This window comes from Veillonella sp. T11011-6 (assembly GCF_002959755.1).
Lineage (GTDB): Bacteria > Bacillota > Negativicutes > Veillonellales > Veillonellaceae > Veillonella.
This window is the reverse complement of the sequence record NZ_PPCW01000001.1, coordinates 588,673-601,860: the sequence shown is the minus strand read 5'-3', so window position 1 is coordinate 601,860 and position 13,188 is coordinate 588,673. Positions and strand designations below refer to the sequence as shown.

The following is a 13,188-nucleotide window of genomic DNA, read 5'->3' as shown; positions in this document are numbered from 1 at the left end:
GTTGTCCTCCTTGGCCATAGGGCCTGTCATATCATGTTATTAATACTGTGACTGCTAGTCTTTCTAGCGCATATGAGCTAGATGAAATACTAGTGTATTGCAATCATATATCAATTCAAGTTAAGTATATCAAGAAACACTATAAAGGGCCAATATTTTTTGTATAACTTATGCATAAATTTCGTCTTACTTTACGACCCATGTGGGCTAATCTTTGCATATTAGTATTTATTTACTAGTAATACATCAGATTAATTGGTGAGCAATGCGCTCATATCCGATGGTATAGATGCCAGTAATTCTAGCCATTCATCCGTAATGGGATGGTAAAAGCTAACGCGCGATGCATGGAGTGCTTGACGTTGAATATAGTCTAAATGCCCACCATACAGGTCATCGCCAGCAAGTGGATATCCTAGTTGAGATAGGTGAACCCGAATTTGATGTGTTCGACCTGTATGTAATAAACATTGCACATGGGTAAAATACTGCTCAATCTTATTCTTTACAATGGTATTGCTCTCAATGACAGTTATATCTGTATGAGCAGGTTTACCTTCATTCGTGCAGCAACGCTCGATAATACTACCTGGCTTACGTCCTATAGGCCACTGTACGCTTATGTGATTAGTGGGTAATTGACCTTCTACAATAGCGTCGTAGTTTTTGTGGAAATGAGTATGCTTTTTATCGAAAGCATGTTGTACTACAGAGGTTTTAGCAATGATAACAATTCCAGAGGTGTCTTTATCTAATCGATGAACAGGATGAAAATCATAATGTTGATTTGTCTGTTGGTAGTAATGTAGAACGCCGTTTGCTAAGGTATGATCTCGTACCGTTGAGGTGGGATGCATCAGAATACCTGCCTCTTTATTGATGACTAAAATATATTCATCTTCGTATACGATATCGAGGTCCATAGGGCTTAAACTAAACTCTTGTTCAGGGGTTAACTTCATAATGAGATGGTCTCCACCGTGGACAAGGGTATTCCAAGAGGCTGGTTCGTCATTGACTGTTATAATACCGTCATTTCGTAATCGCCGCCGCATACGCTGAGAAATATGTTGTTGTTTTATAATATGATTCATAGATTGGGTATGTACGTTTGAATCCACAATCAAGTCGATAATAGTTGCTGTTTTCATACATAGTATTATATCAAATAAATAATGGATGAAGAATTTTTCATAATTTATTGTCTTTATAGAGACCATATAGTATAATTTTTATTAATGTTTTTTATATATTTTTTATGTATTGGCATTTTATTTATTTGAATGCTTTGGCAGTTCAAATTCTTAACGCCATATATTGATGAGTATATGGTTTGCTTTGTAAAAGGAGAGGTTTATGAAACTGAATAAGAAATCCTTATTAGTCGCTTGTGTGTTGGCGGCTATGTCTACAAGTGCTTTCGCAGCAACTACAACAACATCCACTAGTAGTAAAACTGTGACAAATCAAGATACAAAAACATCTACTAGTACACGTGTAAGCCGTGAGCAACATACAATAGCAACATCCTCTACCTCAGGTTCAAATATGGAAAAATCTACAGCTAAATCTAGTGGTATATCCGTATCTGTTGGTACTGGACGTGTAGGTGACTATGTTGCTGTACCTATCCTTTCTGCTCAACATCAGCCTCCAGCAGCTCTTAAATCAATTCAAGCTGTAATAGACAATGATAACTTTATTAAGTTGGGCCAATTAGCTACAGTAAAACAAAAAGGGAAATGGGGCGTAGTCGGTACAGACGGTAAAGTTTTGCTTGAACCACAATATTTAGATATCGATCCATCATTATCTGCTGATGGTACATATTATGCATATACTAAAAAAACATTAGAACATATTAACATTGATGGTTCTGTGATTTCTAGTGGTGTTGACACCTATGGTGAGCATGATAAAGATATTTTGGCACGTCGCGAAATGGTAAAAAATTTATCCAATGGCGATGTTAAAATAAACTCTATTTCCTATCCAAGTGATTCTTATACAGCCGTTTCTGTAAAAAATAAATGGGGATTTGTAGATGCTTCTAATAAAACGGTGATTGAGCCACAATTTAAGGAAGTGTATACAAAATTTAGTGAAGATCGTGCCTTTGTAAAAAGCGCTAAAGGTAAAACTATAGCTATTGATGGTAGCGGCAATCCAATTTTTGAAGCTCCTACAGACGATATTGATGAATTTAAGAATGGATTGGCCGAATATCGACGTCATATTAGTAAGTTTAATTTAGGTGGATTTTTAAGCATGGCCGTAGGCATAGGTTTAAGCAGTCAAGGTGGGATTTATTATGGTGATGCTTGGAACCCAGTTTATGATGGTGTAAAACGTGGTTATTTGGACCGCAGTGGCAATATCATCATTGACAGCAAGAATGATGCCGTATGGCCAATGACAGCTTATGGTACACTTGTTAAAAATCAAGGTAAATTAGGATTTATGAATCGTAATGGTGAGTATATTATTCAACCTGGTAATTATGATGCAGGGGAAATGGATACCATTAATGCTTTGTTAGTACTCATCAATAAAGATAATGGAAAAGCTGGTATTTTTAATTTAGAAACAGGAAAACAAGTTAATCCATTTGTATATGATTCAATTAATTTTGTAAGTGCTACTCGGATGGTAGCTACAAAAGGTGAAAGTAAATACTTAATTGATATGCAATCCGGTAATACTGTATTTACAACAACTAAGGATATGACAATAGACGCATTTGGTGGGGCCTATACTTGGGTTCATAAAGGGTCTAACGATTATCAATTAATTGATGAGAGTGGTAAAGTTTTATTCCATGATAAGAATAAGTTGATTAGTAAAACTGTACCGTTTAGACATGGTTATGGCGCAGTGAAGTCGAATGGAAAATGGGGTGTAATGAACTCCAACGGTGAATGGGTTGTTCAACCAATGTATGATGCGGTTAATGTACTATAAATCGTATTTGGTCAAAATTTTCTATGTATAATCTATTGCGCTATTTGCTACAAACTCATAACAAAAATTATAACTAAAATAATTGGTTCATTAAAAATTCATGATATGGTATACTGAGCCTATAATGTATAGTTATATGTTTTTATTTGTTTTTGGGGGTACATATGAAATCTTCTAAAGCACTTTTAAAATTGTTGGTTGTTGGTTGTATTGGTTTGGGTTGCTTAATGCCGACAGTTGCGCATGGGGAAAATACTACAGGACAAGCCGCAGGGGAGAGCTCTGTTGTAAAAACAGAGATGCCATCAGGTGTTAATCGTATTCAACTGTTAAAAAATGAAGATTCATCTTCAACTGTACGCACAAGTTCTATTATTAATGGTCATGCTTATATTCCTAAGGATACAAAGATTGAATTAGAATTAATTACTCCAATTAGTTCCAAACGAAGTAAAGAGGGGAATACTTTTAGATTAAAAACATTAGAAAATCTTCTTATAAATAATGTTGTAGTAATTCCAGCAAATCAAGAAGTACTGGGAACAATTACAAAGTCTAGAAAAAACGGTATGTTTGGCCGCAAAGGTAGATTAGAATTTAGCATAAATGAAATTAAAACTGTTAATGGAGTTACAGTTCCTCTCGATGCCCAAGTAAAAGGTAAAGGTCATTCTGATAATGGTGCTGTAGCTGTGGCTGCTGCTGTTAGCCTAGTTGGTGGCTTATTTATGAAGGGGACAAACATTTACTATGAACCAGGCCAAAAGTTTGTTGCTGTGGTAGCTGCTGATACAGATTTAAATACAACAGTAGAAGATCTTCCAAATGCTATGAACCCAAGTAAACCATCTGGACAAAATATTGTGTTGCCAACAAGATAGATTAAGATTCATATGAAAATATTATAGTGATTAAATATCCGGTATCGATAGATTGTATCTGTTGGGTACCGGATATTTTGTTTTTTGAAATAGCTAATACTTACTTTTCTTTATAGTCTGAATAATCCTTCTATGATTAATAATAGTTATAATCAAAAAAATCGATTTACCTAGAAAATAAGCGTGTTATAAGGTATAATTATAGAGATATATTCCGATTTGGTGTACGTTTACACTTTTACTTGGAATATGAGGATGATGAAAGTAATACTATGAGCCCCATGCCCAACGGGTTCAGGTGTAGGAGGTATAAAATGGCTAAAGATTGTTCCTTTGACGTTGTGTCCGAAGTGGATATGCAAGAAGTAGATAATGCGGTAAACCAAGCAAAAAAAGAGATTGGTACCCGTTATGATTTCCGTGGCTCCAAAGCGGAAATTAGTCTTGAAGGCGACACTATCAAAATCATCGGTGATGATGAATATAAATTGAATGCCATTATCGATGTATTAAAAGGCAAGATGATTAAACGTAATGTAGCGATTAAAAATCTTGACTACGGCAAGGTTGAACCAGCAGCTGGTGCCACAGTTCGCCAAGTAATTACTATTAAAAAAGGCATTACTAAAGAAAATGCTAAAGAAGTAGTAAAAGCAATCAAAAACATGAAAATTAAGGTACAAGCATCTATCCAAGAGGATCAAGTGCGTGTATCTGGTAAGGATAAAGATGATTTGCAAGCAGTTATCCAAATGTTAAAACAATTGGATATCCCTGTAGAATTGCAATTCGTTAACTTCCGTTCTTAATAACATATGTCCATAAGATAGGGTTAGTTTGATTCCATAGGATCGCTAACCCTATCGGTATAGGAGGCCTTATGAAAGTAGAGGACATGAAGGGTGGCTATACCACAGGTTCATGTGCTACGGCAGGTATGAAAGCTGGTTTATTGGCCCTCTTAGATAAAAGCATTGTGGACCAAGTGGTCATTGAAAATCCTCAAGGTCAGTATATTGAGGTGCCTATTAAAGCCGTAGAAGTACTATCTGATACTGAGGCTAAGGTAACCGTTATGAAGGACGGTGGCGATGATCCGGATGTAACACATGGCAATGATGTGGAAACAACGGTAACACTCGATGATACTGGTGAACTACGATTCCGAGCGGGTTTTGGTGTAGGGACGGTAACGAAACCGGGTCTTGCTATGCCCCCAGGAGAACCGGCTATCAATCCAGGGCCTCGAGCGATGATGAAAATCGTCTTTGAAGAGCACTGTGTACATGGTCAAGGTGTAACGGTAACGGTGAGCGTGCCAAACGGTATGGTTTTAGCCAAGAAAACATTAAATCATACCCTAGGTATCGAAGGTGGTATTTCTATTATTGGAACCACTGGTATCGTTAAGCCCATGAGTGAAGAAGGTTTCAAAAACTCTTTGGTGCCTCAGTTGAAAGTTATGAAGGCCAATGGCTGTGAAACCGCTGTTCTCGTGCCGGGCCGTATTGGTCAGGATCTTGCGGAGCAAGTTCTGGGTATTCATAAGAACCAAATGGCAGAGACTAGTAACTTTATTGGCTTTATGCTCGAAAAAGCCGTTGAAGTTGGCTTCAAACGTATCTTGATCATTGGTCATATTGGTAAGCTAATAAAACTAGCTAGTGGTAGTTTCCACACCCACAATCGCATGAGTGATGGTCGCATGGAAAGTATCGTGGCTTATGCTGCCTTAGAAGGGGCACCCAAAGCGGTGTGTGAAGAGTTATTTAATTGCCAAACCACAGAGTCTACGTTCCCTATTTTAGAGCGTGAAGGACTGAATGGTGTATACCAACGCGTTGTAGATCGTGCCTCTCTACGTAGTGAGCGATATATTGCTAACGAAGCAGAGGTGGGTATTATTATTACCACCTTAAAAGGTGAGATTTTGGCAATGGATAAGCATGCAAAAGAGATAGGAGAGCTTGAACAATGGCACATACCTTGTATATCGTAGGCATTGGTCCAGGTAATCCTGATTATGTGGTGCCTAGAGGCCTTAATTTAATTAAACATGCCACTATATTGGTCGGTAGCGAACGGGCCCTAGAGGACTTTCAAGAGCCTGGCCAAATTACATACCCTGTAACAGGTAAGCTTAGTTTACTGGCTGAGCAAATTGAGCGTGAGCTCAACGACCATGATGTGGTAGTTATGGTAAGCGGTGATACAGGCTATTATAGCTTGTTACCGTATTTGAAAAAGAAATTTACTGCTAATCCTATTGAGGTTGTGCCAGGCATTAGTTCTATGACCTTTGCCTTTGCTCGACTCAATGAGGTGTGGCATGATGCGGATTTAATGAGCTTTCACGGTCGCCAACCGGCACCAGAGAAACTCGTTTATGAAGCAGGTAAAAAAATGGGGTTCTTAACAGATCCTGAATATAATCCAGCGCATATTGCGCGTATTTTAATAGATGCAGGCTGGCCAAAAGAAACGAGAGCAGCAGCCCTTGAGCGCTTGAGCTATGATGATGAAAAAATCGTAGATTCCACGCTTGAGGTGTTAACTGAGCTTGAAGGCTTTGGTCATTCTGTAATGGTGGTACTAGGATGAGACATTTTTTCGGAATTCCTGATGAGGAATTTATCCGCGGCGATGTGCCGATGACGAAATGCGAGATTCGCAAAGCTGTTATGAACGAGGCGCGCATCGAAGAGGATAGCATCGTCCTTGATGTAGGTGCTGGTACGGGCTCGATTTCTATCGAAGCAGCCTTGGCAGCTCCTAAAGGGCATGTATATGCGATTGAACGCTTTGATAAAGGCATCGACCTTATCAATGAAAACATGAAGAAGTTCAATGTAAATAATATGACAGTGATTAAGTCCAAAGCTCCTGAAGGCATGGAAGAATTGCCTGACCTTGATGCGGTTATTATCGGCGGTAGTGCTGGTGGTATGACAGGCATCATGGATGAAGCACAACGTCTTTTAAAAATTGGCGGTCGTTTAGTTGTAACTGCAGTAACGATGGAAACTGGTTATACCATCTTAAAAGAATTGAAAGGTCGTCCTTTCACCTATGAAGGTTACCAAATGTCCATCAGCCGTTACCGCAAGGCTGGTCCATATCATTTGTTAGACCCATTGAGTCCGATTTTCATTGTATCTGCAACGCGTATCGCAGAAGGAGAGTAATATGGTTGACGTACATATCGTAGGCGCAGGCCCTGGGGATCCCGAGTTAATTACTCGCAAAGGGTATCGTTTAGTGCAAGAGGCAGACGTTGTTATCTACGCTGGCTCCTTGGTAAACCCTGCCATTTTAGAGGCTTGTAAACCAAGCTGTGAAATCCATAACAGTGCTACTATGAACCTTGATGAGGTGTTGGCTGTTATGAAAGCTTCTGTTGAGGCTGGTAAAAGTGTAGTTCGCCTTCACACAGGTGACCCTGCTATTTACGGTGCTATTCAAGAGCAAATGGATGCACTGGCTGGCATGGGTATTTCTTATGAAGTCGTTCCAGGTGTAAGTTCTTTCCTTGCTACAGCAGCGGCTTTGAAACAAGAATATACACTACCTAATGTGTCTCAAACAGTTATCATTACGCGTATGGAAGGCCGTACACCAATGCCTCCAAAGGAAAAATTACGCATGTTAGCATCCCATGAAGCAACTATGTGTATTTTCCTTAGCGTTCAAATGTTAGATAAGGTTGTAGCTGAACTTATCGAGGGCGGTTATGACAAAACGACTCCAGTGGCTATCGTGGTAAAAGCGTCTTGGCCAGACCAACGCATTATCCGTGGCACATTGGAAACCATTGCGGAAATCGTAGCGAAAGAAGGCGTATTGCGCCAAGCTATGATTGTAGTAAGCCATGTATTAGATAGTGAATACGAATTATCTAAGCTTTACGACAAAGGCTTTGCTCACATGTACCGCAGTGCTAAGGACTAGTATGATGAAAGAACTAGAAACTGTTGCGCCTATGACGGGAGGTAAGAAGAATAGAACTGCTATTCTTTCTGTGTCTGAACGTGGTGCAAAGCTAGGTCAACGCATCAAGTCTTTGGTGGCACCTCATGCAGATTGCTTTGAAAAAGAAAACCGTCCTTCTGGTAGAGAGGCTATTTACTTTGACTCTCTTAAAAACTATATTGGACAGATTTTTAAGGATTACGACCAAGTGTTATGTATTATGGCACTTGGTATCGTAGTGCGCATGATTGCACCATATATTGAGCATAAATCTAAGGATCCTGCTGTAGTTGTAATGGACGAAGTAGGACACCATGTGATTAGCTTGCTATCTGGGCACCTTGGGGGCGCCAACGAATGGACGCAGTCCATTTCGCTGGCCATCGATGCGGACCCCGTCATTACAACCGCAACGGATGTAAACGGATTGCCAGCGCCTGACGTGTTGGCGCACCACGAGCATCTATTGGTCGATGATTTTCAAACCTTAATCAATGTGAACTCTGCCATCGTTGGGGGAGAACAGGTTGATTATTATATCGATGAAAGCTTACCGAATGCAGAGCAACTAGAACAAGCAGCGAAAGCTCATGTTGGTGAGCATGGTATGGTTCATATTGTTTCTTTGAATCAACTTGAGCGTATTCCATGTAAAAATGAAAGCGCTGAAGAGGGATTATCTCGAGTTGTAATTACTGATAAAGTCATTACTGAGTATGGTCATCAATTGATTTTGCGCCCTCGTACCTATACGATGGGCATTGGCTGTCGTAGAGACACGCCAAAGGAATTGATTCTTGATGCAATACAACAGTCGCTAGCAGCACATAAGCTTTCACCAAAGAGCCTTGTAATGGCAGCATCGGTCATCGTTAAACAAGATGAAGTAGGCCTCTTAGAGGCTATGCAAATTATGGGGTGGCCTATCGTGTTCTATACACAGGACGAGATGGCACCACTCATTGAACAAGAAGAATTAAAAGAATCTAATTTTGTAAAAGGAACTATAGGAGTAGGAAACGTATGCGAGACAACAGCATTACTAGCGGCCAAGAGCCGAACATTAATACAGCACAAAACAATTTATCCCAAAACAACGGTAGCCATTGCACAGGTAACATCAAAGTAATCGGCATTGGCCCTGGCGATGAAGAGTTTATGACGCCTCAAGCGCGCGAAGCTATCTTAGCAGCTGACCGCGTGGTAGGTTATTTGACATACCTCGACTTGATCAAAGACCTTATCGAAGGTAAAGAGACTGTAGGTACTGCAATGATGCAAGAAGTAGATCGTTGCCAACAAGCAGTTGATTTAGCCGTAGAAGGCCATCAAGTAGTTGTAGTATCCTCTGGTGATTCTGGCGTATACGGCATGGCAGGTCTTGTGTTGGAACTTGCTAATAAAGTACCAGCAGAAAAACGTCCTTCCGTAGATATCGTACCTGGTCTTAGTGCTGTAAACGTTGCAGCATCCGTATTAGGTGCACCATTGATGCATGACTTTGCAGTTATTTCCTTGAGCGACTTGATGACTCCATGGGATCTTATCAAAAAACGTGCAGATCTTTGTGCACAAGGAGACATGGTTATTTCCTTGTACAACCCACGCAGTAAAAAACGTGTTACACACTTAGATGAAGTTCGCGAAATCGTTCTTAAATACCGCGATCCTAAAACACCTGTTGGCATCGTGCAAAAAGCAGGTCGTCCAGGTCAACATATGGTAATCTCTGATCTTGAAAACTTCACAAACGAAGAAGTAGATATGCAAACACTTGTTATCATCGGTAACAGCCAAACCTATGTTGAAAATGGTCGCATGATTACACCTCGAGGCTACAAATTATGATTTGGGTCATTGCCGGTACTTTGGATGGTCGCACCTTAGCAGTAGAAATCCAAAAACGGACTGGCGAAGATGTGCTTGTTACGGTTGTAAGTCAATATGGTGCAGAGCTTGCTGCCCATAAAGGTATTACCGTACATACGGGCCGTCTTGACCAAGAGGCGATGCAAAAATTGATTAAAGAGCATAATGTACGCCTTTTAATCGATGCAAGCCATCCGTATGCTGCTATCGTTACGGCTACGGCTCAAGATGCAGCAAAAGCTGAAGGTATTCCTTTTGTTCGTTTCGAACGTAAAGAGGTGCCATTGCCAGATTATGATAAATTACATATCGTAGTAGATGAAGTAGAAGCAGCCAATCTAGCAGGCAAATTAGCGAAGGAAAATAATAACCATGTGTATTTGACTACAGGTAGTAAAACAATGCACATCTTTGCTAAGTCTGAGGCTTTACAAGACTGCGAAGTATGGACCCGCATTTTGCCTACTGCTGAGGTGTTACAAATGATGGAAGACCTCAATGTGAGTCCAAAACGCATTGTTGCTGTGCAAGGTCCATTTTCTTACGATATGAACCGCATCATGTTCCACGATACGAAGGCGAGCGTTGTAGTTATGAAAAACTCTGGCCTTGTAGGTGGTGCTGATACAAAATTACAAGCTGCTATGGATCTTGGCATCCATGTTATTGTTATCGATCGTCCACGTGTTAAGATTGAAAGCCACGTGGTATCATCTAATGATGAATTTTTCAAATTATGGGAGGACACTAATGGATTACGTTAAAAATCCTAAAGCCATTGAAGATAAAAGTATGGAAATCATTTACGATTATGTAAAAGATTTGGGTTTAACAGATGATGAAGTACGCGTAGTATCTCGTACTGTACATGCTTCTGGCGACGTTGAATATGCTCAACTCGTAAAAATGAGCCCTGATGCTGTTCAAAAAGGTATCGAAGCATTAGATAATGGTGCAGATATTTATACAGATGTGGAAATGGTTCGCACAGGTATCTCTAAACCAGCTCTTAAAATTCGCGGTAACGAAGTACACTGCTTAATTAAAGATGAAAACGTAGCTAAAATGGCTAAAGAGTTGGGGGTAACTCGCTCTATCGCCGCTATGCGTACATTTGGCAAACAATTAGAAGGTCAAATCGTTGCTATCGGTAATGCTCCAACAGCATTGTACGAAGTATTGCGTTTAGCCCTCGAAGAAGGCGTTAAACCTGCTCTTATCATTGGTATCCCTGTAGGCTTCGTAGGCGCTGCAGAATCCAAAGACTATTTGATGGAAGTATCCCCAGTTCCTTACATCACTGTAAAAGGTAACAAAGGTGGTAGCCCAATCGCTGCTTCCGTATGTAATGCATTGCTTTACACAGATGTAAAACGCAATGACATGCTCTTCGTAGAAGGCAAAGAGTCTAAATAATACAAAACCCGAATCGTATGTTAGTAGTTTTTTGCGATTCGGGTTTTACTGTATATTTTTAATACTACCAGTTAAAAGTAAATGTTTAGGCCTATAATATTATCTTTTTTAGATACTACCAGTTAAAAATAAATATTTTTAACTGGTAGTATCTCTATAATAGGTAGTACTAAGTCTAAAAATTTAGGATTTTCAAAATAACGTATTTGTTATATGAAAATCTGGAGAGGGGGTTCGTATGGCATCTATTAATGAACGAAAATTATTTCGATTATCAGTTATTATTTTTTTAATAGTTGCTGTTGTAGCTAGCATGATTATATCCCTTATTTGGGGGTCTACACCGGTGTCATTAACGGAGATTTGGCATACATTGTGGGCTAGTGAGCTAACAGATACATCATCACAAATTATTTGGAATATTCGGTTGCCTCGTAATATTGTAGCTGCACTAGTTGGTGCTTGTTTAGCCGTATCGGGTGCCATTTTACAGGCCGTAATGAAGAATCCTTTAGCAGATCCTCAAATCGTTGGCGTTTCGTCCGGTGCTGGACTTGCTGGGGTTATCATATTTATTCTTTTTCCTGGTTATGACCATATAGTACCTTTAGTGGCTTTTCTAGGTGCTATGGCTGCCGCTCTCATGGTATATGCTCTGGCATGGAAAAATGGTGTACGCCCGAGCCGTATCATCTTGGCCGGTGTTGCGGTGGCTGCCTTTTTAGGCTCTGGTATTTCTGCATTGCTTGTATTCTTTGGTGATCGTGTGCAAGGCGCTTTGCTTTGGATGGTAGGGGGACTGGCTGCACGCAGTTGGCCTCAGGTAGAGGTTTTGTTCCCATACGCGTTAGTAGGTCTCATTTTTGCTTGCTTAGGTGCCAAACGTTTGACCATCTTAAGCTTAGGTGATGAAACAGCAAAGGGGCTAGGTCTTAAGGTTGAACAAACGCGGTTTGTTATGACAGCCGTTGCTGCTTTATTAGCGGCAGGCGCTGTTAGTATTGCGGGCTTGATTGGCTTCGTAGGCCTTGTTATACCTCATATGTTGCGACTTATCATCGGCAATGATTATGCGTATTTGCTACCTGGCTCGGCATTATTAGGCGCACTCGTCCTCGTTATTAGCGATACGGTAGGGCGTGTCATGTGGAGTCCAATCGAGGTACCGGTTGGCATTATCATGGCCTTCTTTGGGGCACCATTCTTCTTATATCTATTGAGGAGGGATAACTAATGAAAACGGCTATTGATGTAAAACAGTTATCCGTAACTCTCGGTGATCGTCAGATTCTGCATGATATTAATGTATCGGTTCCTGTTGGTAAAATAACGACCTTAATAGGACCTAATGGTTGTGGTAAAAGTACATTGTTACGGTCTATGATTGGCTATATCCATAGTCCTCGTGAATGTGTAACAATTCTAGGAAAACCATTACAGTCCTATTCACAAAGTGAATTGGCAAGGCAGATGGCATTTTTGCCACAGGTGCCTAATATGCCAAAGGATATGACCGTAGAAGAATTGGTATATTGTGGACGCTATCCATACCAAACTTGGTGGAAGAATACGGCCAAAGAGGACCGAGAAATCGTTGACTATGCCTTAGGCATTACGAAAACAGACCATTTGCGTTATCAATTAATACCATCTTTATCGGGTGGTGAACGACAACGCGTTTGGATTGCTATGGCTCTGGCTCAGGAACCTAAATTACTAGTGTTAGATGAGCCAACAACGTACTTAGATATTAATCATCAACTAGAAATCATGGAGTTACTAAAACGATTAAATGAAGAGCAAGGGTTAACAGTACTGATGGTACTTCATGAATTGACACAAGCCGTACAATATTCACATTATATGGCCGTTATAAAAAATGGCCATTTAGTGACATCGGGTGAGACGAAATCAATTATTTCAGATCATCTATTTCAACAGGTATTCTCTGTAGATGTGCAGATTGATACATTCGATGATAAGCAATATGTGCGGGTAAAAGGTTTAGTTAAATAGTTTAGTTAAATAGTTTAGTTAAATAGTTTAGTTAAATAGTTTAAACCCATAAGAATTTAAACCAATAGTAGGAAAA

General features: G+C 39.9%; 14 protein-coding genes. 13 read left to right on the top strand and 1 reads right to left on the bottom strand.

Annotated elements, in window-relative coordinates:
• Window positions 1-251: 251 nt before the first annotated feature.
• A complete protein-coding gene (locus tag VRHSUH10_RS02835) occupies window positions 252-1,151 on the bottom strand; it encodes an RluA family pseudouridine synthase (RefSeq protein WP_105089547.1) in 900 nt (299 codons plus the stop codon).
• Window positions 1,152-1,356: 205 nt separating this feature from the next.
• Between VRHSUH10_RS02835 and VRHSUH10_RS02830 the strand changes: the two genes are divergently transcribed.
• From VRHSUH10_RS02830 to VRHSUH10_RS02770, 13 genes are all read left to right on the top strand, one after another.
• Window positions 1,357-2,961 (top strand): WG repeat-containing protein, encoded by a 1,605-nt coding sequence (locus VRHSUH10_RS02830; protein WP_105089362.1) that lies wholly within the window; start codon window positions 1,357-1,359, stop codon window positions 2,959-2,961.
• Window positions 2,962-3,113: 152 nt separating this feature from the next.
• Complete coding sequence (locus VRHSUH10_RS02825; protein ID WP_233187063.1) at window positions 3,114-3,842, top strand: hypothetical protein; 729 nt, start codon at window positions 3,114-3,116, stop codon at window positions 3,840-3,842.
• A gap of 314 nt (window positions 3,843-4,156) precedes the next feature.
• Window positions 4,157-4,651 carry a YajQ family cyclic di-GMP-binding protein gene (locus VRHSUH10_RS02820; protein WP_005386185.1) on the top strand — a complete coding sequence of 165 codons (495 nt, stop codon included), beginning with the start codon at window positions 4,157-4,159 and terminating at the stop codon, window positions 4,649-4,651.
• A 71-nt stretch (window positions 4,652-4,722) separates the two neighbouring features.
• Window positions 4,723-5,841 carry a cobalt-precorrin-5B (C(1))-methyltransferase CbiD gene (cbiD, locus tag VRHSUH10_RS02815; RefSeq protein WP_105089360.1) on the top strand — a complete coding sequence of 373 codons (1,119 nt, stop codon included), beginning with the start codon at window positions 4,723-4,725 and terminating at the stop codon, window positions 5,839-5,841.
• Complete coding sequence (gene cbiE / locus VRHSUH10_RS02810) at window positions 5,817-6,443, top strand: precorrin-6y C5,15-methyltransferase (decarboxylating) subunit CbiE (protein WP_105085837.1); 627 nt, start codon at window positions 5,817-5,819, stop codon at window positions 6,441-6,443. The genes cbiD and cbiE overlap by 25 nt, the downstream gene beginning before the upstream one ends.
• Window positions 6,440-7,027, top strand: coding sequence for a precorrin-6Y C5,15-methyltransferase (decarboxylating) subunit CbiT (gene cbiT / locus VRHSUH10_RS02805; protein WP_005386191.1), 588 nt, complete (start codon window positions 6,440-6,442; stop codon window positions 7,025-7,027). The genes cbiE and cbiT overlap by 4 nt, the downstream gene beginning before the upstream one ends.
• A 1-nt stretch (window position 7,028) precedes the next feature.
• A complete protein-coding gene (gene cobM / locus VRHSUH10_RS02800; RefSeq protein ID WP_105089359.1) occupies window positions 7,029-7,790 on the top strand; it encodes a precorrin-4 C(11)-methyltransferase in 762 nt (253 codons plus the stop codon).
• Between the two features lie 4 nt (window positions 7,791-7,794).
• Complete coding sequence (locus VRHSUH10_RS02795) at window positions 7,795-8,940, top strand: cobalt-precorrin 5A hydrolase (protein WP_199176263.1); 1,146 nt, start codon at window positions 7,795-7,797, stop codon at window positions 8,938-8,940.
• Between the two features lie 29 nt (window positions 8,941-8,969).
• A complete protein-coding gene (gene cobJ / locus VRHSUH10_RS02790; protein ID WP_004696265.1) occupies window positions 8,970-9,659 on the top strand; it encodes a precorrin-3B C(17)-methyltransferase in 690 nt (229 codons plus the stop codon).
• Entirely contained in the window at window positions 9,656-10,444 is a 789-nt protein-coding gene (gene cobK / locus VRHSUH10_RS02785; RefSeq protein WP_105089356.1) for a precorrin-6A reductase, read from the top strand. Before cobJ ends, cobK begins: the two co-directional genes overlap by 4 nt.
• On the top strand, window positions 10,431-11,096 hold the full coding sequence (locus tag VRHSUH10_RS02780; protein WP_024045186.1) for a precorrin-8X methylmutase: 666 nt from the start codon (window positions 10,431-10,433) through the stop codon (window positions 11,094-11,096). The genes cobK and VRHSUH10_RS02780 overlap by 14 nt, the downstream gene beginning before the upstream one ends.
• Before the next feature lie 238 nt (window positions 11,097-11,334).
• Complete coding sequence (locus tag VRHSUH10_RS02775; protein ID WP_105089355.1) at window positions 11,335-12,330, top strand: iron ABC transporter permease; 996 nt, start codon at window positions 11,335-11,337, stop codon at window positions 12,328-12,330.
• A complete protein-coding gene (locus tag VRHSUH10_RS02770) occupies window positions 12,330-13,112 on the top strand; it encodes an ABC transporter ATP-binding protein (RefSeq protein WP_105089354.1) in 783 nt (260 codons plus the stop codon). Before VRHSUH10_RS02775 ends, VRHSUH10_RS02770 begins: the two co-directional genes overlap by 1 nt.
• Window positions 13,113-13,188: the final 76 nt, after the last annotated feature.

Excerpts from the sequence above, each read along its gene's own strand:
- VRHSUH10_RS02835 (WP_105089547.1), bottom strand. The coding sequence starts at position 1,151 with ATGAAAACAGCAACTATTATCGACTTGATTGTGGATTCAAACGTACAT.
- VRHSUH10_RS02830 (WP_105089362.1), top strand. The coding sequence starts at position 1,357 with ATGAAACTGAATAAGAAATCCTTATTAGTCGCTTGTGTGTTGGCGGCT.
- VRHSUH10_RS02820 (WP_005386185.1), top strand. The coding sequence starts at position 4,157 with ATGGCTAAAGATTGTTCCTTTGACGTTGTGTCCGAAGTGGATATGCAA.
- cbiD (WP_105089360.1), top strand. The coding sequence starts at position 4,723 with ATGAAAGTAGAGGACATGAAGGGTGGCTATACCACAGGTTCATGTGCT.
- cbiE (WP_105085837.1), top strand. The coding sequence starts at position 5,817 with ATGGCACATACCTTGTATATCGTAGGCATTGGTCCAGGTAATCCTGAT.
- cbiT (WP_005386191.1), top strand. The coding sequence starts at position 6,440 with ATGAGACATTTTTTCGGAATTCCTGATGAGGAATTTATCCGCGGCGAT.
- cobM (WP_105089359.1), top strand. The coding sequence starts at position 7,029 with ATGGTTGACGTACATATCGTAGGCGCAGGCCCTGGGGATCCCGAGTTA.
- VRHSUH10_RS02795 (WP_199176263.1), top strand. The coding sequence starts at position 7,795 with ATGAAAGAACTAGAAACTGTTGCGCCTATGACGGGAGGTAAGAAGAAT.
- cobJ (WP_004696265.1), top strand. The coding sequence starts at position 8,970 with ATGACGCCTCAAGCGCGCGAAGCTATCTTAGCAGCTGACCGCGTGGTA.
- cobK (WP_105089356.1), top strand. The coding sequence starts at position 9,656 with ATGATTTGGGTCATTGCCGGTACTTTGGATGGTCGCACCTTAGCAGTA.
- VRHSUH10_RS02780 (WP_024045186.1), top strand. The coding sequence starts at position 10,431 with ATGGATTACGTTAAAAATCCTAAAGCCATTGAAGATAAAAGTATGGAA.
- VRHSUH10_RS02775 (WP_105089355.1), top strand. The coding sequence starts at position 11,335 with ATGGCATCTATTAATGAACGAAAATTATTTCGATTATCAGTTATTATT.
- VRHSUH10_RS02770 (WP_105089354.1), top strand. The coding sequence starts at position 12,330 with ATGAAAACGGCTATTGATGTAAAACAGTTATCCGTAACTCTCGGTGAT.